At 72.1% G+C, this 17,249-nt stretch carries 17 protein-coding genes and 1 riboswitch; of the genes, 12 read left to right on the forward strand and 5 right to left on the reverse strand.

Annotated elements, in window-relative coordinates:
• Positions 1-4 precede the first annotated feature (4 nt).
• On the forward strand, positions 5-595 hold the full coding sequence (locus AB0C33_RS12340; RefSeq protein ID WP_358286520.1) for a phosphoribosylanthranilate isomerase: 591 nt from the start codon (positions 5-7) through the stop codon (positions 593-595).
• The gene (locus AB0C33_RS12345; RefSeq protein WP_358286522.1) at positions 588-1,337 is read left to right on the forward strand and encodes a GNAT family N-acetyltransferase; all 750 of its coding nucleotides are present in this window, start codon (positions 588-590) and stop codon (positions 1,335-1,337) included. The genes AB0C33_RS12340 and AB0C33_RS12345 overlap by 8 nt, the downstream gene beginning before the upstream one ends.
• A 23-nt stretch (positions 1,338-1,360) precedes the next feature.
• Here AB0C33_RS12345 and AB0C33_RS12350 read toward each other — a convergent pair whose 3' ends face one another.
• Positions 1,361-2,995: a hypothetical protein gene (locus tag AB0C33_RS12350; protein WP_358286524.1), complete on the reverse strand. Its 1,635-nt coding sequence runs from the start codon at positions 2,993-2,995 to the stop codon at positions 1,361-1,363.
• Positions 2,996-3,153: 158 nt separating this feature from the next.
• On the opposite strand from AB0C33_RS12350, the gene AB0C33_RS12355 reads away from it, so the two are divergent.
• The 8 genes from AB0C33_RS12355 (at position 3,154) to AB0C33_RS12390 (ending at position 13,104) form a co-directional block, all read left to right on the forward strand.
• A complete protein-coding gene (locus AB0C33_RS12355) occupies positions 3,154-3,735 on the forward strand; it encodes a CDP-alcohol phosphatidyltransferase family protein (RefSeq protein ID WP_352350843.1) in 582 nt (193 codons plus the stop codon).
• A 4-nt stretch (positions 3,736-3,739) separates the two neighbouring features.
• The gene (locus AB0C33_RS12360; RefSeq protein ID WP_358286526.1) at positions 3,740-6,244 is read left to right on the forward strand and encodes a mannose-1-phosphate guanyltransferase; all 2,505 of its coding nucleotides are present in this window, start codon (positions 3,740-3,742) and stop codon (positions 6,242-6,244) included.
• A 261-nt stretch (positions 6,245-6,505) separates the two neighbouring features.
• A complete protein-coding gene (locus tag AB0C33_RS12365; protein WP_352325615.1) occupies positions 6,506-7,018 on the forward strand; it encodes an FHA domain-containing protein in 513 nt (170 codons plus the stop codon).
• Positions 7,019-7,041: 23 nt separating this feature from the next.
• Positions 7,042-7,668: a MerR family transcriptional regulator gene (locus AB0C33_RS12370; RefSeq protein ID WP_358286528.1), complete on the forward strand. Its 627-nt coding sequence runs from the start codon at positions 7,042-7,044 to the stop codon at positions 7,666-7,668.
• Positions 7,669-7,800: 132 nt separating this feature from the next.
• Complete coding sequence (locus AB0C33_RS12375; protein WP_090771501.1) at positions 7,801-8,271, forward strand: bifunctional nuclease family protein; 471 nt, start codon at positions 7,801-7,803, stop codon at positions 8,269-8,271.
• A 147-nt stretch (positions 8,272-8,418) separates the two neighbouring features.
• Positions 8,419-9,039, forward strand: a complete 621-nt coding sequence (locus AB0C33_RS12380) for a MerR family transcriptional regulator (RefSeq protein WP_352325612.1) — start codon at positions 8,419-8,421, stop codon at positions 9,037-9,039.
• 48 nt (positions 9,040-9,087) lie between these two features.
• A riboswitch (glycine riboswitch) is annotated at positions 9,088-9,184 on the forward strand.
• Between the two features lie 166 nt (positions 9,185-9,350).
• Positions 9,351-12,176, forward strand: coding sequence for an aminomethyl-transferring glycine dehydrogenase (gene gcvP / locus AB0C33_RS12385; RefSeq protein WP_358286530.1), 2,826 nt, complete (start codon positions 9,351-9,353; stop codon positions 12,174-12,176).
• A gap of 127 nt (positions 12,177-12,303) precedes the next feature.
• Entirely contained in the window at positions 12,304-13,104 is an 801-nt protein-coding gene (locus tag AB0C33_RS12390; RefSeq protein ID WP_358286532.1) for a hypothetical protein, read from the forward strand.
• A gap of 15 nt (positions 13,105-13,119) precedes the next feature.
• Here AB0C33_RS12390 and AB0C33_RS12395 read toward each other — a convergent pair whose 3' ends face one another.
• The gene (locus AB0C33_RS12395) at positions 13,120-13,476 is read right to left on the reverse strand and encodes a hypothetical protein (protein WP_358286534.1); all 357 of its coding nucleotides are present in this window, start codon (positions 13,474-13,476) and stop codon (positions 13,120-13,122) included.
• A gap of 82 nt (positions 13,477-13,558) precedes the next feature.
• Here AB0C33_RS12395 and AB0C33_RS12400 point away from each other — a divergent pair, with 82 nt between their 5' ends.
• Complete coding sequence (locus AB0C33_RS12400; protein WP_358286536.1) at positions 13,559-14,194, forward strand: alpha/beta family hydrolase; 636 nt, start codon at positions 13,559-13,561, stop codon at positions 14,192-14,194.
• Here the strand turns inward: AB0C33_RS12400 and AB0C33_RS12405 are convergent.
• Both AB0C33_RS12405 and AB0C33_RS12410 read right to left on the reverse strand, forming a co-directional pair.
• Positions 14,151-14,348 (reverse strand): DUF5999 family protein, encoded by a 198-nt coding sequence (locus AB0C33_RS12405; RefSeq protein ID WP_125637444.1) that lies wholly within the window; start codon positions 14,346-14,348, stop codon positions 14,151-14,153. The genes AB0C33_RS12400 and AB0C33_RS12405 overlap by 44 nt on opposite strands.
• Positions 14,349-14,546: 198 nt before the next feature.
• The gene (locus AB0C33_RS12410; protein WP_358286538.1) at positions 14,547-15,107 is read right to left on the reverse strand and encodes a TetR/AcrR family transcriptional regulator C-terminal domain-containing protein; all 561 of its coding nucleotides are present in this window, start codon (positions 15,105-15,107) and stop codon (positions 14,547-14,549) included.
• 109 nt (positions 15,108-15,216) lie between these two features.
• Between AB0C33_RS12410 and AB0C33_RS12415 the strand changes: the two genes are divergently transcribed.
• On the forward strand, positions 15,217-15,615 hold the full coding sequence (locus AB0C33_RS12415) for a hypothetical protein (RefSeq protein ID WP_358286540.1): 399 nt from the start codon (positions 15,217-15,219) through the stop codon (positions 15,613-15,615).
• A 146-nt stretch (positions 15,616-15,761) separates the two neighbouring features.
• Here AB0C33_RS12415 and AB0C33_RS12420 read toward each other — a convergent pair whose 3' ends face one another.
• The gene (locus tag AB0C33_RS12420) at positions 15,762-17,099 is read right to left on the reverse strand and encodes an RNA polymerase sigma factor (RefSeq protein WP_358286542.1); all 1,338 of its coding nucleotides are present in this window, start codon (positions 17,097-17,099) and stop codon (positions 15,762-15,764) included.
• Positions 17,100-17,249: the final 150 nt, after the last annotated feature.

Here is a 17,249-nt window from a genome sequence, read left to right on the forward strand (position 1 = left end):
AGGTGTGTATGTGAAGATCTGCGGGTTGAGCGAGCCCGAGCACGTCGAGGCCGCCGTCGAGGCGGGCGCCGACGCCATCGGGTTCGTGCTCACCCGGAGCCCGCGCAGGGTCACGCCCGAGCGGGCGGCCGAGCTGGCCGCGCCGATCCCGGCCCACGTGCTCACCGTGGGCGTCTTCCGGGGCGAGACCCCCGAGGAGGTCCGGGCCGCCGCGCTGGCCTCGGGCGTGCGCGCCGTGCAGCTGCACGGCCACCACCCCCACGCCGACTTCACCACGCTGAAAGACCTCGGCCGGCCGCTCGTGCGGGCCGTCGACGCCGCCGCCGACCTGCGGTGCGGCGCCTTCGACGAAGACCTGCTCATCGTCGACGCCCCGCGTCCCGGCTCGGGGGAGCCGTGGAACTGGGCGGCGGTGCGCGGCCGCCCGTCCGGCCGGTGGATGCTGGCCGGCGGGCTCGACCCGGCCAACGTGGCCGAGGCCGCCGAGGCCGCCGGCGCGTGGGGGGTCGACGTGTCCAGCGGCGTCGAGACCGCGCCGGGCGTCAAGGACTCCGCCCTGATCAGGGCCTTCCTGCGGGCCGCGCGCGGTGGCTGACGAGCTGGCGCGGGCCCTTTCCTTCGTGCACGGCTTCGCCCGGCGCAAGGCGCCCGTCGTGGCGCCGGTTCCCGGCGGGTTCGCGGTGCTCGACGAGCGCTACCCGATGTCCCACGACGACAACAAGCTCGTGGTCTGGAGCGGCCGCCCGGGGCCGGTGCTCGCGGCCGCCGAGGAGCGGCTCGCCGGGCTCGGCCACCGCCTGGTGTGCGTCGACGACGACCGGCTGGGCCAGGAGTTCCGGCCCGCCTTCGCCGCCGCCGGCTACGGCCACGAGACCAACGTCGTCATGGCCTATCGCGGCGCCCGTCCGGCCGCGCCCGCCGTCGCCACCGAGCCGCTCACGCTGGAGGAGCTGCTGCCCGTGCTGCGCGAGGAGTGGCGCGAGTCGCTGCCGCAGGCGTCGCCGGGCGTGGTCGACGGGCTCGCCGCCCGCGCCGCCGCCCGCGTGTCCGGCGCGGACCGGGTCGAGTTCCACGCCGTACGCGCCCCCGGCGGGCAGATCGCCGCCCACGCCGACCTCTACGTGCACGAAGGCGTCGCCCAGATCGAGAACGTCTACACCCTGGAGCGCCACCGCGGCCAGGGCTTCGCCCGCGCCCTGCTGACCGCGCTGCTGGCCGCCACGGCCGGCGCCGAGCTGACGTTCCTGGTCGCCGACGCCGCCGACTGGCCGCGCGAGTTCTACGCCCGCCTCGGCTTCGAGCCGGTGGGCCACACCCACGCCTTCCTGCGCACCTGACCGGCCCGAAGAGCCGGTGGCGCTCAGGCGCCCACCCAGCGGGCCAGGGCCACCGCCGCGGGGCCCAGCAGGGCCAGCACGGCTCCCGACAACGCGTGCACCACCGTGTACGCCAGCAGCGGCGTCCCGTTCCCCGACATCGCGCGCACCCCGCCCAGGACGGTCGTCAGGCCGTGCTGCCCGGTCACCGCGCCCAGCACCAGCGGCGGCGGCGACATCATCAGCTTGGCCCCCATGGCCAGCGAGATCACCACCGGCACGGCGGCCGTGGCGACCGCGCCCAGGGCCACCTGCCAGGCGTGCCGCGCCACCAGTTCCACCGCCGCCGGCCCGGCCGACAGCCCGAGCGCCGCCACGAACACGCCGAGCGCCACCTCGCCCACCACCCGCGCGGCGCCGGCGTCGTACTGCCCGAAGCCGGCCCGTCCCGCCCGTGCCCGGCCGAACACCAGCCCGGCCGCCAGGCAGCCGAGCGACGCCGTCAGGCCCCCCGCCAGGCCCGCCACCAGCCCCGCCACGAGCCCGGCGGCCAGGTAGACGACGTCGGCCCGCCGCCCGGCCTCCGCCCGCGCCCCGAGCCAGGACGCCGCCCGGTCCACGTCCCGCTTCAGCCCGGTCACCCGCACCACGTCACCGGCGCACAGCTGCGTGCCGGGCCGGACCGGCAACCGGCACCCCACCCGCCGCACCTCGCACACGTGCAGGTCCTGCACCCCCTGGCCGGACAGCCCGGCGCGCAGGTCGCGCACGGTCGCCGGCGGCCGGCCCCCGAGCATGACGTCGGCCACCTCCAGGTCCAGGTCGAGCTCCCGCCCGCCCGGCACCTCGGGCCCGACCACCGCGCCGGCGTTGACGACGTCCTGCCGCACGCCGACCACCACGACCTCGTCGTCCCGCTGCAGCAGCGTGTCGGGGCCGAAGGGGATCGGGCGGCCGTTCCTGCGCAGTCGCTCCACCGAGACCCGGGTGCCCATGGCGATCTCCGCCTGCCCGACCGTCCTGCCCTCGCCGGTGGTGACCTGGTGGGCCCGGCCCAGCACCGCCGGCGGCGGCGTCTCCTCCGCGCCGTCCAGCCGCCGCCACAGCGCCGCGGCCTCCTCCCGGGGGTCGAACCGGAGCGCCGCGGGCGCGGCCCGCACGGTCAGCAGCGCGACGGTGACCAGGGCGAGGAGGTAGGACAGGACGTACGCGGGCCCGAGCGCCTGGTGCGCGATCCCGGCGGCCCGCAGGGCGTCGGCCGCCGTGCCCAAGGCCACCGGCCCGGCCGCCGCCCCGGCGACCAGCCCGGCGGTGGTGCCCGGGTCGAGCCCGAGCGCGTCCGCGACCAGCGCCGCGACCGCCAGCGCCCCGACGACCTCGACGACCGTGAACCACAGGTACCGCAGGTTGCGCGCGGAGAACGCGGCGAAGAAGGCGGGCCCGAGGGTGTAGCCGAGGGTGAAGGCGAAGATCGAGAAGGCGATCACCCGCACCTGCTGGTGGACCTCGACGCCGCCGGTCAGCAGCCCGACGGCGAGGGCGGCGGCCAGCGTCCCGGCCGCGCCGCCGAGTGCCACCCCGCGGAACCTGAGCCTGCCCAGGGCGAACCCGAGGGCCAGGCAGAGGAACAAGGCGATCTCCGGCGCGTCCCGCAGCACGCCGGACTCCCAGGGCCACATCCGATCCCCCCAAGGCAGGCCGGCAGCGCGGGGGGATCGATCATCCAGCCTTTTCCCGCCTCCACATGCCGCGAAACGCCATCAACCCCCACCGGCCCCGCGGGGAATGGTCGCTGGTGGGGCGTCTGTGCCGGAGTTCCACGCAGTAGGGTCTCTGCGTGAGCGAAACTTCCGCCGAGGACCGGATCTGGACGGTTCCCAACCTGCTGAGCTTCCTGCGCCTGCTCGGCGTGCCCGTGTTCCTCTGGTTGGTTCTGGGGCCCAGGGCGGACGGGTGGGCCATCGCCATCCTCATCGTGGCCGGGTTCACCGACTGGCTCGACGGCAAGATCGCTCGCGCGTTCAACCAGACCAGCAAGCTCGGCCGGGTGATCGACCCGGCCGCCGACAAGCTGTACGTCTTCGCCACGATCCTGGCGTTGCTGCTGCGCGAGGTCATCCCGTGGTGGCTGGTGGCCGTCATCGTGGCGCGGGAGCTCTTCGTCGCCTGTTCGTTCCCCGTACTTCGCAAACACGGATATAAGGCACTTCAGGTGCATTTCCTGGGCAAGGCCGCCATGTTCAACCTCATGTACGCCTTCCCGCTGCTCTTCCTTGCTTCCCACACCGGGTGGTATGCCGATATAGCGCGAATTGCCGGGTGGGCCTTCGCGATCTGGGGCACCGGCCTGTACTGGTGGGCAGGGATCCTGTATGTGGTGCAGGTGCGCCAACTCGTAACCGCGACCACGAAGGAGTGATCGGGTGAAGGCGGTCGTCATGGCGGGCGGGGAGGGGACTCGGCTGCGTCCGATGACCGCCAACCAGCCCAAACCTCTGCTCCCGGTGGTCAACCGTCCGATCATGGAACACGTCCTGCGCCTGCTCAAACGGCACGGCATCACCGAGACGGTGGTCACCCTGCAGTTCCTGGCGGCCCTCGTGCGCAACTACTTCGGCGACGGCGACGAGCTGGGCATGAACCTCCAGTACGCCACCGAGGACCTGCCGCTCGGCACCGCGGGCAGCGTCAAGAACGCCGCCGCCCGCCTGCGCGACGACCGCTTCCTGGTCATCTCCGGCGACGCCCTCACAGATATCGATTTATCCGACATGATCCGTTTTCATCGCGAAAATTCGGCTCTTGTCACCATCGGCCTGAAACGCGTTCCCAACCCGCTCGAATTCGGGATCATCATCCTCGACGAGAACGGACGCGTGCAGCGCTTCCTGGAGAAGCCCACCTGGGGCCAGGTCTTCTCCGACACCGTCAACACCGGCATCTACGTCATGGAGCCCGAGATCCTCGACGCCGTGGCCGACGGCGAACCGGTCGACTGGTCCTCCGACGTCTTCCCCGCCCTCCTGGAACGCGGCGCCCCCATCTACGGCTACGTCGCGGGCGGCTACTGGGAGGACGTCGGCACCCACGCCAGCTACCTCAAGGCCCAGGCCGACGCGCTGTCCGGCCGGGTCCGCCTCGACATCGGCGGCTTCGAGCTCTCCCCGGGCGTCTGGGTGGCCGACTCGGCCACGGTCGATCCCGACGCCGTCCTGAAGGGCCCGCTGCTGATCGGCGACTACGCCAAGGTGGAGGCGGGCGCCGAACTGCGCGAGTACACCGTGCTCGGCAACAACGCGGTCGTGCGCGAGGGCGCCTTCCTGCACCGCGCGGTCGTCCACGACAACGTCTACGTCGGTCCCGGCGCCCATCTGCGCGGCTGCGTCATCGGCAAGAGCACCGACGTCATGGGCGGCGCCCGGGTCGAGGAGAACGCCGTCATCGGCGACGAGTGCGTCATCGAGGCCGAGGCGTACGTCTCCAGCGGCGTCAAGGTCTACCCGTTCAAGACCATCGAGGCCGGCGCGGTCGTCAACACCAGCGTCATCTGGGAGTCGCGCGGCCAGCGCAACCTGTTCGGCCCGCGCGGGGTCAGCGGCCTGGTCAACGTCGAGATCACCGCCGAGCTGTGCGTCCGGCTGGCCGGCGCGTACGCCACCACCCTGCGCAAGGGCGCCTACGTCGTCACCTCCCGCGACTGCTCCCTGGCCGCCAGGGCGCTCAAGCGGGCCGTCATCGGCGCCCTGACCGCCGCCGCGATCAACGTCCTGGACCTGGAGGCCGCGCCGCTGCCGGTGGCCCGCTTCCACACCGCCCGCGAGTCGGCCGCCGGCGGCATCGCCCTGCGCACCACGCCCGGCGACCCGCAGAGCGTCGACATCGTCATCATGGACGACCGCGGCGCCGACCTGCCCCCGGCCGCCCAGCGCAAGCTGGAGCGGGTCTTCTCCCGCCAGGAGTACCGGCGGGCCTTCCCCGGCGAGATCGCCGAGCTGCACTACCCGGCCAGGGCCGTCGAGGGCTACACGCACGAGCTGATGCGGGCCATCGGTGTCACCGGCGTCAAGGACATGAAGGTCGTGGTCGACTGCGCCGGCGGCACCTCCTCCCTGGTGATGCCCACGCTGCTCAGCCGCGCCGGCGTCGAGGTGCTCACCGTCAACGCCCGGCTGGACGACGTCTCGCCCACCGAGACGCTGGCCGAGCGCCGCCGCGACCTGCAACGCCTGTCGGAGCTGGTCAGCTCCTCGCGGGCGGCCTTCGGCGTGCGCTTCGACCCGGTCGGCGAACGCATCGCCCTGGTGGACGAGACCGGCCAGCTCATCAGCGAGGAACGCGCCCTGCTGGTCGTGCTGGACCTGGTGGCGGCCGAGCGCCGGGGCGGCCGGGTGGCCCTGCCGGTCACCACCACGCGGGTCGCCGAGCAGGTCTGCCGCTTCCACGGCGTGCAGGTGCAGTGGACCTCGACCGCGCTCGACGCCCTGACCTCCGCCGCCCAGGGCCCCGACATGATCTTCGCGGCCGACGGGCGCGGCGGGTTCGTCGTGCCGGAGTTCAGTCCGGCCATCGACGGCCTGGCCGCGTTCATGCGCCTGCTGGGGCTGGTGGCCCGCACCCGGCTGTCGCTCAGCCAGATCGACGCCAGGATCCCCGAGGTCAAGCTGCTGCGGCGGAGCGTCCCGACCCAGTGGGCGGCCAAGGGCGCGGTGATGCGCTCGGTCATCGAGGCCGCCGAGGCCGAGCCCGACGGCTGGCGCGTGGACACCACCGACGGCGTGCGGGTCGCCCGCGACGACGGGTCGTGGGTGCTGATCCTGCCCGCCGCCGCCGAGCCGGTCACCGACCTGTGGGCCGAGGCCCCCGACATGGACGGCGCGCAGGCACTGCTCGAACGGTGGGCCCGCGTGGTCGAGCAGGCGGCCGTCTGATCACGTAGAGTAGCCGAAAAGCCTTCGCCCGAGATGTGCGCGCGGAGTGCCGCAAGATCGTAATGTAGAAACGCGCGGCGGCATGGACCACGGGGTGGGGGCGGCGGTAACTTTGTCAGCGTCCGAACCGCAGTCCAGCGCCCCGCCTTGACCTTTGCCGCTGATCAGCGTAAGTTGCGGCATTCGCAAACTTGAAGAGCGAAGGCAGGCGCGTCCCCAGCACCGTCGCCGCGTCTTCGCGGTAGGAGGCCGAGCCGATCGATGCCGAGCGTCTACTGCACGCAGTGCGGGCACGCCAACCCCGAGGATGCCCGTTTCTGTTCCCGCTGTGGGTCACCGCTGACCAGACCCGAGGTCTCCGGGGACACCACGTCGACGATCTCGGTCGCGGGAATCGAGGCGTACGAGGCTGAGACAGGCGACATGCTCCTGGCCGAACGGGCGCTGGTCGAACAGCTCCCGCCCGGCACGGCGTTGCTCACGGTCACCAGGGGGCCCAACCAGGGCAGCCGGTTCCGGCTGGACAAAGACCTCACCACGACCGGGCGCCACCCGGAGAGCGACATCTTCCTCGACGACATCACCGTCTCCCGTCGCCACGTCGAGTTCTACCGCCACCGCGGCGGCCAGTTCTCCGTACGCGACGTGGGCAGCCTCAACGGCACCTACGTCAACCGGGAGCGCATCGAGGAGGTTCCCCTGCACTCCGGAGACGAGGTGCAGATCGGCAAGTTCCGCCTCGTCTTCCTGATGAGGGTCAACGCCGGCGCATGAGCTCACAGGCGGCACGCTCGCACATGAGCATCGGGGAGGTGCTCGCCCTGCTGCAGGGCGAGTTCCCCGACGTCACCGTGTCCAAGATCCGCTTCTTGGAGGGTGAGGGGCTGATCGAGCCCGAGCGCAGCCCCTCGGGCTACCGCAAGTTCACCCATCTCCACGTCGAGCAGTTGCGTTTCATCCTGACCGAGCAGCGCGACCACTACCTGCCGCTGCGGGTGATCAAGGACAAGATGGCCGAGAGCTTCGGCCGTCCGCGCGCGGTGCAGCAGACCCAGGAGATCCGCTACGACCGGGCCCAGTTGCTGGAGGCGGCCGGCATCGACGAGGAGACCCTCGCCGAGCTGGAGGACTACGGCCTGCTGGCCCCCGTGGCCAGGCGCTACGACGAGGAGGCGCTGAAGATCGCGCGCAGCGTCGGCGCCCTGGCCCGTTTCGGCCTGCACGCCCGCCACCTGCGCGCGGTCAAGGCCGCCGCCGAGCGGGAGTGCGGGCTGGTCGAGCAGACCGTCGCGCCCATACTCAAGCGGCGCGCGCCCGGCGCCATCGGCGAGGCCGACGAGGCCGCCAGGGAGTTGTCCACGCTCCTGCTCGACCTGCACGCCTCCCTGGTGCGCCTCGGCGTCAGGTCTGTCCTGGGCCGCTGAGGGCACAGAGCTGGAAGGCCGGGGCACATTCCAGGCCTGACGGGTGTTACGTTGAAATGCATAAGCGTGTAGCAGAAACGACCCAGTCAACAGCTGTGCCGGGCGACCGGCCGGCCGAATACGGAGCAGCCCGTGTTGCAGATGGAGGTCGTGGGCGTTCGAGTTGAGATGCCCACAAATCAGCCGATCGTCTTGCTCAAGGAGGCACACGGGGAACGGTTCCTTCCGATCTGGATCGGCATGACCGAGGCGACCGCGATCGCCCTGGCGCAGGCCGAGGAGCCGCCGCCCCGGCCGCTCACCCACGACCTGTTCAGGGACGTGCTGAGCGCGCTCGGCGTCGGGCTGCGCGCGGTCAACATCGTGGCCCTGCGTGACGGCATCTTCTTCGCCGACCTGGTGTTCTCCAACGGCGTGGAGGTCAGCGCCCGCCCCTCCGACTCGATCGCCCTGGCGCTGCGCACCGGCGCGCGCATCTTCGCCAGCGAAGAGGTGGTCCAGGAGGCCGGTGTGATCATCCCTGACGACCAGGAGGACGAGGTGGAGAAGTTCAGGGAGTTCCTTGACACGATCACTCCCGAGGACTTCGGCAGGGCGGGGTAGGTATTTCAGTGCATTTACGCTTCACGACGCGCCGAGCCGGATCGTTGACTGAGCATGGTCACGGTCCTACGGTGCAAGTGAAACCCGTGGTCGCCCTTTACGAACCCCCAGATCAGGCCATGGGATGAGAGAAAGCCGGAGGTCCGCGTGGCGGTCAGCAGCGGCGAGGGAAAGACGGCCGGCCAGGAAGATCCGGTGCGGCGCGAGAGCGCGCGGCAGCGTGCCGGAGAGCAGGGACTGCTCTTCGACGAGCAGCCCGCGACGGTGCCCGACGACATCGGATACCGCGGGCCCACAGCCTGCTCGGCGGCCGGCATCACCTACAGGCAGCTCGACTACTGGGCGCGCACGGGCCTGGTCGAGCCCACGATAAGAGCCGCGCACGGCTCGGGCTCGCAGCGGCTCTACAGCTTCCGCGACATCCTGGTGCTCAAGGTCGTCAAGCGGCTGCTCGACACCGGGGTGTCGTTGCAGCAGATCCGCACCGCGGTGCAGCATCTGCGTGACCGCGGGGTCGCCGACCTCGCGCAGATCACGCTCATGAGCGACGGTGTCAGCGTCTACGAGTGCACCTCGGCCGACGAGGTGATCGATCTCCTCCAGGGCGGCCAGGGCGTGTTCGGCATCGCCCTCGGCCGGGTCTGGCGAGAGGTCGAGGGCTCCCTCGCGGAGCTGCCGGGGGAACGGGCGGCGGTCGAGGACACCGTCCCGGCCGACCATCCCGCTGACGAGCTCGCCAAGCGGCGTCGCGCACGCCGCACGGGGTGAGCTGAACCGCTGAACACACCGTAGTAATCTAGGACAGAGTAAGGCTGATGACCCCGTGCGGGAGAGTCCCTGGGCTTCGGTCCTGGGGCGCCGAAGGAGCAACCCTCCCCGGAATCTCTCAGGCATCCCGTACCGCTCGGGTGAGGCAACTCTGGAAAGCAGGTGCGCCCGCCAGGCGCACCTCACCGACGGTGCAAGCCCCACGGTGGGGTGAAGCTCTCAGGTCGCGATGACGTCGCGATGACAGAGGGGGAGATCCGGCACTCGCCCGCGCCCTGGCGCCGGTCTCCAAGCCTCGGGAGGCAACCTCCATGACCGACCTGTCCGCTCCGCCGTTCTCGTCCAGGCACATCGGCCCATCGGAGTCCGAGCAGCAGCGCATGCTCGAGGCCGTGGGCTTCGAGTCCGTCGGCGATCTGGTGGCCGTGGCCGTGCCCGAGGCCATCAGGGTCAAGGACCGGCTCAAGCTGCCGGCCGCCGCGAGCGAGACCGAGGCCATCGCCGAGCTGCGCGAGCTGGCCTCCCGCAACCGGGTGCTGACCTCCATGATCGGCCTGGGCTACTACGACACCGTCACGCCCGCCGTCATCCGGCGCAACCTGCTGGAGAACCCGGGCTGGTACACCGCCTACACGCCGTACCAGCCGGAGATCTCGCAGGGCCGCCTGGAGGCGCTGCTGAACTTCCAGACGGTCGTCTCCGACCTGACCGGCCTCGACGTCGCCGGCGCCTCCCTGCTGGACGAGGCCACCGCCGCGGCCGAGGCCATGACGCTGGCCCGCCGGGCCGGCAAGTCCAAGAGCGACGTGTTCGTGGTCGACGCCGACACGCTGCCCCAGACCAAGGCCGTGCTGGCCACCCGCGCCGAGCCGCTCGGCATCACGCTGGTCGAGCACGACCTCGACGGCGAGCTGCCCGAGTGCTTCGGCGTGCTCGTCCAGTACCCGGGCGCCTCGGGCCGCCTGCGCGACTTCCGCGACGTGGCCGCCAGGGCGCACGAGGCGGGCGCGCTCGTCGTGGCCGCCGCCGACCTGCTGGCCCTCACGCTGGTGGCCGCCCCCGGCGAGCTGGGCGCCGACATCGCCGTCGGCTCCTCCCAGCGCTTCGGCGTCTCCTTCGGGTTCGGCGGGCCGCACGCGGCCTACATGTCCGTACGCGAGGGCCTGCAGCGGCAGATGCCCGGCCGTCTGGTCGGCGTGTCGGTCGACGTCGACGGCGACCCCGCCTACCGGCTGGCCCTGCAGACCCGCGAGCAGCACATCCGCCGCGAGAAGGCCACCAGCAACATCTGCACCGCCCAGGTCCTGCTGGCCGTGATCGCCGGCATGTACGCCGTCTACCACGGCCCCGAGGGCCTGCGCCGGATCGCGCACCGCGTGCACCGGCACGCCGTCGCGCTGGCCGGCGGGCTGCGCGAGGCCGGCCTGGAGGTCGTGCACGGCGAGTTCTTCGACACCGTGCTCGTCCGGGTTCCCGGCAGGGCCGCCGAGGTGGTGGCCGCCGCGGCCGAGCGGGGCGTCAACCTGTGGCAGGCCGGCGACGATCACGTCTCGATCGCCTGCGACGAGAAGACCGGCGCCGCCGAGCTGGTCAAGGTGTGGGCCGCCTTCGGCGTCGAGCGCGAGGAGGTGGCGCTGGAGGCCGACGCGCTGCCGGCCGACCTGCTGCGCGAGTCGGACTACCTGACCCACCCGGTCTTCCACAGCCACCGCTCCGAGACCGCGATGCTGCGCTACCTGCGCAGACTCCAGGACAAGGACATCGCGCTCGACCGTTCGATGATCCCGCTCGGCTCGTGCACGATGAAGCTGAACGCGACCACCGAGATGGAGCCGATCACCTGGCCGGAGTTCGCCGGCGTGCACCCGTACGCGCCGGAGGCCCAGACCGAGGGCTACCGGGAGCTCATCGGCACCCTGGAGGGCTGGCTGGCCGAGGTGACCGGCTACGACGCGGTCTCCATCCAGCCGAACGCCGGCTCCCAGGGCGAGTTCGCCGGCCTGCTGGCCATCCGCGCCTACCACCAGGCCAACGGCGACACCGAGCGGGACGTGTGCCTGATCCCGTCCTCGGCCCACGGCACGAACGCGGCCAGCGCCGTCATGGCGGGCATGCGGGTCGTCGTCGTGGCCTGCGACAGCGACGGGAACATCGACCTGGCCGACCTGGACGCCAAGATCGCCAAGCACCGCGACAAGCTTGCCGCGATCATGGTGACGTACCCGTCCACGCACGGCGTGTACGAGGAGTCGATCACCGAGGTCTGCGCCAAGGTGCACGAGGCCGGCGGCCAGGTCTACGTCGACGGCGCCAACCTCAACGCCCTGGTGGGCCTGGCCAAGCCGGGCGAGTTCGGCGCCGACGTGTCCCACCTCAACCTGCACAAGACGTTCTGCATCCCGCACGGCGGCGGCGGCCCCGGCGTCGGCCCGGTCGCGGTCCGCGGCCACCTGGCGGCCTACCTGCCCGGCCACCCGCTGCGCGACGGCGGCCCGGTCGGGCCGGTCTCGGCCGCCCCGTACGGCTCGGCGGGCATCCTGCCGATCTCGTGGGCGTACGTGCGGATGATGGGCTCCGAGGGCCTCACCGCGGCCACCGAGCAGGCCATCCTGTCGGCCAACTACCTGGCCCGGCGCCTGGCCCCGCACTACCCGGTGCTCTACACCGGCCGCGGCGGCCTGGTGGCCCACGAGTGCATCGTGGACCTGCGCCAGATCACCAAGGAGACCGGCGTCACCGTCGACGACGTGGCCAAGCGCCTGATCGACTACGGCTTCCACGCGCCGACCATGTCGTTCCCGGTGGCCGGGACGCTGATGATCGAGCCGACCGAGAGCGAGGACCTGGACGAGCTCGACCGGTTCGTGGACGCCATGATCGCCATCCGCGGCGAGATCGCCAAGGTGGCCTCCGGCGACTACGACAAGACCGACAACCCGCTGCGCAACGCGCCGCACACGGCCGAGTCGGTCACCGCCGACGAGTGGGCCCACCCGTACTCGCGGACCGAGGCGGCCTACCCGGTGGCCTCGCTGCGCGAGGGCAAGTACTGGGTGCCGGTGCGCCGCATCGACCAGGCGTACGGCGACCGCAACCTGGTGTGCTCCTGCCCGCCGCTGGAGGCGTACGAGGACTGATCCGTCCACGCGGGTCCCCGGCCGGGGGCCCGCGCCGGATCTGGCCCAGTCCGGCACCGTCAAGTGAGCAGACATGATCGCGACGAGCCGTTAGGCTCGGTGCGATCCGTCGCCTGAAGGAGCTCTCTTGACGTTCTCAGAGCTGGAGACCCCGCCTCTCGACACCGCCCGCCGCCTGGCCGAGGGCGGCGACCTGGAGGGTGCGGCGGCGATCCTGACCGAGCTGGTCGCCGACCCCGACAGCCCCGACCGGGCCCAGGCGGCCGTGGGGCTGGCCGTGGTGCTCGACGAGCGCGGCGACACCGAGGCCGCCCGCGCCGCGGCCCGCACCGCGCTGGCCACCGGCCATCCCGAGTACGCCGCCCAGGCCGCCTGCCACCTGGCCCAGGGTTTCGAGCGCGAGGGCCGCGACGACCAGGCCAGGGCCGCCTGGCAGGCGGTGCTCGGCGTCGGCACGCCGGCCTACGTCCCGCTGGCGCACCTCGCGCTGGCCCGGCTGGCCGGCAGCCCGCAGGAGGCCGGCAGGGAGCTGCGCTCCGCCCTTGAGGCGAGCCTTGACTCAGGCGACGCCGAGGCCGCCGCGCACGCGGCCCGCCAGCTCGCCGAGACGCTGCTGGAGTACGGCGACCCGGGGGAGGCCGCCGGGCTGCTGCTGGACGCGCTGGAGTTCGCCCCGGCGCGGGAGCTGCCGGGGCTGCGGGTGCTGCTCGGCATCGCGCACCTGGAACTGGCCTGCGCCGAGTTCGCCGAGGCCGTCGAGAGCGGGGCCGACCCCCAGACGGGCGCGCTGGCCATCGAGCTGCTGGCGCGCACGCTGCCGCTGCGCGGCCGCACCGAGGACGCCGGCCAGGTGTGGACCTACGGCCTCGAACACGAGGACCAGACCATGGCCGCCGAGGTCCGGCTGCGGTTCCACCGCGACACCTGAGTGCCGTGAGGCGGCTCAGCCGCGGCGCATGATGGCCACGGCGGCGGCCACGTTGATGGCGACGATCGCCAGCCACGTGATCGTCAGGCCGACCAGCCCCGAATTGCCGGACGCGATGGCGGTCAGCGGGATGCCGAGGCCCATCGAGCCCAGCGCGACGGGGATCATCGCCGCGCCGTTGTTCTGCCGCTGCCTGGGCTTGGCCGGGGGAAGGCCGTGGCCGCTCAGCTCCGCCTGGACGCGGGCGGCGATGGTGGCGTCGAGCCGTTCGACGAAGGACTCGACGAGCGCGGCCTCGTAGTCGGGGCCGAGGTCGCGGCGGGCGTCGAGGGTGGCCTGCAGGTCATCCCGGATGGGGCGCATCTCTGGCATGCAAGCCATCATCCCGGTTGTCCGGCGCGCCGTCATCAGACCTGGGGGCCAAGGGCGGATCCTCCCCAGGTACGGTGCTGCCATGGAGATCATGACTCCGCGGGGGCCGGCGCTGGTGCAGGTCGACGAGGCGGCCGAGCCCCGGCTGCTGCTGGTGCTGACCCACGGCTCGGCCGGGGGAGTGGACGCGCCCGACCTGCTGGCCGTCCGTGACGCCGCGCTCGGGGTGGGGGCGACCGTGGCCAGGGTGTCGCAGGCGTTCCGGGTCGCGGGGGCGCGGGCGCCGGGCTCGGCCGCCCGGCAGGACGAGGCGTGGGAAGCGGTGCTGGGCGAGCTGCGCGCCGGGTGGCCGGGGCTGCCGCTGGTGCAGGGCGGCCGGAGCAACGGCGCCCGGGTGGCCTGCCGTACGGCCTCGGCGGTGGGCGCGGCGGCGGTGGTGGCGCTGGCCTTCCCGCTGCACCCGCCCGGCAGGCCGGAGCGTTCCAGGGCCGAGGAGCTGCGCGGGGCCGGGGTCGACGTGCTGGTGGTCAACGGGGACCGGGATCCGTTCGGAGTGCCGGATCCCGCGGACTGCGCCCGGCTGGTGGTGCTGCCGGGCGAGGGCCACGACCTGAAGCGGGACCCCGCCCGGGTGGGCGAGGTCGTGGCCCGGTGGATCGGTGATTACGCCGCCGTCAGGCGGCGCCCACCAGGGGGTCGGGCCGGTGCGGCGCGATGACGGTGCCGCTGGGCAGCAGCTCCCCGGTGTCCTCGAACAGGACGACGCCGTTGCAGAGAAGGCTCCACCCCTGCTCGGGGTGGCATGCGAGGGTGCGTGCTGCCTCGCGGTCCGGCGCCTCGGCAGACGGACAGGCCGGGTCGTGCGGGCACATCGGCGTGCCTCCGATATCTCGTGGGTGCTCCCGGGAGAGGGACGGGAGCGGCTCGGGTTTGTTGTTCTGGCAAGTGTGCGACGTGTGTCACACGGTCCGACATAGCCCGTTCGGACTGTTACAGGAGGATCCCCCGGTCGTGTGACCTTCGACACAGCGTGCCTTATGCAGGATAACGGGCCAAGCGCGACACGCGCACTACGTTTGCAACCCCTTGAGCAAAGCGTCGAGTCCTCTTTCGAAGTCCACATCCGCCCTTTCGTCCCGCCTGACCCATTCATCGACTTCCGGGTCAGCCCATCCGGATTGCTGGACTTCGACCGCCACGCTGCCGAACACGAACGCGCGCAGCGCTCGCACGGCCTCGGGGGCGTCGTTCAGGCCGCCGTCGGCGAGCTGCTCGGTCTGCTCCCTGATGGCGACGGCGGTGGCGCCCTTGGGCGGCTTGGTCAGGGCCAGCGCGAGCACGCCCGGATGCTCGCGCAGCAGCTCCCGGCCCGCCCGGCACCACGCCCTGGCCGTCTCCTGCCAGGTGGCCGCCTGCTCCACGTGCACGGACGTGACGTGCTCGGCCAGCGCGTCCATCAGCGCCTCCTTGCCGCGGGGCAGGTGGTGGTAGATGGCCATGGCCTCCACCTCCAGGGCGTCGCCCAGCCGGCGCATGGTGAGCCGGCGCAGCCCCTGGCTGTCGGCGATGTGGAGTGCGGCCTCGATGATGCGCTCGCGGGAGAGTGGGACGGGAGGTCTCTTTGCGGGCATGGTGATCATCTTACTGGGCGGCCCCGTCCGTCGCCCGGTGTTCGGGGGCGGTGTCGGACGGCGTACCCTTGTGGGTTGAACAGCAAAGACTGCGTGAAGGGCAGGGTCGATGGCGTTTTTCCGTCCGCGGGTGAGCCGGGAGGCCGAGGTTCGCTACCACGCGGACCAGGAGATCTCCAAGGGCTTCCCGCAGCTGCTTGACAAGGCCAGGCAGGCCGAGCAGATCGTGCGCGACCTGCGTGCGGCCGCGGCCGACGAGATCGAGCTGCTGGCGGCGGGCCAGGCGTTCGACGTCGCGCTGACCGAGGCGCTGCGAGCCGCCGAGGCCGGGCAGCGGGCCACGTTCGGCGTGCGCTCGTACGACGACCGCATCGCGCGCCGCAAGGCCAAGGCCACCCCCCGCGGGGCCATGTGGACGGCCGAGGTCGACCGGCTGCGCACGCTGCGCGAGGAGAACCGCATGTGGGGCATCCCGCGCGTGCCCCGGCCGGTGCCCGCCACCGTCTGACCGAAGGCACACGAAAGCCCCGGCGCCGTGCGCGCCGGGGCTCTTCGTGTGTTCCAGGCCCGTGACCGTCAGGTCCTGACGGCCGGGGGGCGCGTCCCTGGGCCGTCGCGGTCAGGTCCTGACGGCGACGGCCGGGGCGGTGCGGGTCAGCTGGCCCAGTCGAGCAGCGGGCGGGTGTTGCTCGGGTGGCGCAGCTTCGACAGCGACTCCTTCTCCAGCTGGCGGATGCGCTCGCGGGTCAGGCCGAGGTGCTTGCCGATCTCGTCCAGGGTGTGCGGCTTGCCGTCCACCAGGCCGAACCGCAGGGCCATGATCTTCGCCTCGCGCGGCGAGAGGTTGTCGAGCACGCCGCGCAGCTGGTCGCCCAGCAGCTGGCGGTCGACGATCTCCGACGCCTCCGGCGAGTCGACGTCCTCGATGAGGTCGCCGATCGTGGTCTCGCCGTCCTCGCCGATGGTCGCGTTGAGCGAGATCGGCTGGCGGCTGGTGCGCAGCAGCTCCTCGATCTGGTCCGGCGTCTTGTCCAGCTCGACGGCCAGCTCCTCGGGCGTGGGCTCGCGGCCCAGCCTCTGGTGCATGTCCCGCTCGACCCGCGACAGCTTGGAGAGCATCTCCAGCACGTGGACGGGCAGCCGGATCGTCCGGGCGGAGTCGGCGAAGCCGCGCTGGATGGCCTGCCGGATCCACCACATGGCGTAGGTGGAGAACTTGAAGCCCTTGGTGTAGTCGAACTTCTCCACGGCCCTGATCAGCCCCAGGTTGCCCTCCTGGACGACGTCCAGCAGGGACATGCCGCGGTCGGTGTACTTCTTGGCCACCGAGACCACCAGGCGCAGGTTGGCCTCCAGCATGTGGTCCTTGGCCTGCCGGCCGTCCTCGATGACCAGGTGCAGGTCGTCGCGCACGGACGGCGGCACGTCGGGGTGGGTCTCCAGCTTGTACTCGGCGTACAGGCCGGCCTCGATCCGGCGGGCCAGCTCGACCTCCTGGGCGGCGGTGAGCAGGGTACGGCGGCCGATCGACTTCAGGTACGTGTGCACCGAGTCGCCCATCACGGACTGGTTGTCGTCCAGGTCCATGGCCTCGGTCTCGATCTCGGCGTCCTCGGCCGTGAGTTCGAGGTCGTCGGGGGCCACGTCCTCCTCGTGCTCCGGCTTGCCGTCCACCGGGCTTTTTGCCTCGGCGGCCGTGCGGCCGGTAGCCTTTGCCCCGGAAGCCTTCCTCGGCTTGGGGGCGCTCTTGTTCGCGGTCTTCTGGGTGGTCTTCCTGGCGGCGGTCTTGGCCAGCGACGGCTCGTTCTCGGCAGCCAGGCTCACACCGGCCTCCGAGAGCTCGCGCAGAATCGTGCGGCCTTCAGAGGGGCTGATGCCGGCCTCGGCGAACGCGTCGCGCAGCTCCGCCAGAGAAAGGTGACCCTGGGCTCGCCCTCGTTCAATGAGCTGGTCGAGAGTCGCGGGTGGGGTCGCCACGGCGGTTCTGGGCATGAGGACACCTCCTCCGTACGGAGTCGAAGCGATCAGGCAGGTTGTGGTGGGGCGGTGGTCACTCCGCACGGCGCACCAGTATCAATAACGCCATCCACCGCTATTTGTTCCCGGAGGGATGAAAAAGGGGCGGAACGCCCAGAGGGCGTG

Origin of the sequence: Nonomuraea sp. NPDC048881, assembly GCF_040649795.1 — a bacterium.
Lineage (GTDB): Bacteria > Actinomycetota > Actinomycetes > Streptosporangiales > Streptosporangiaceae > Nonomuraea.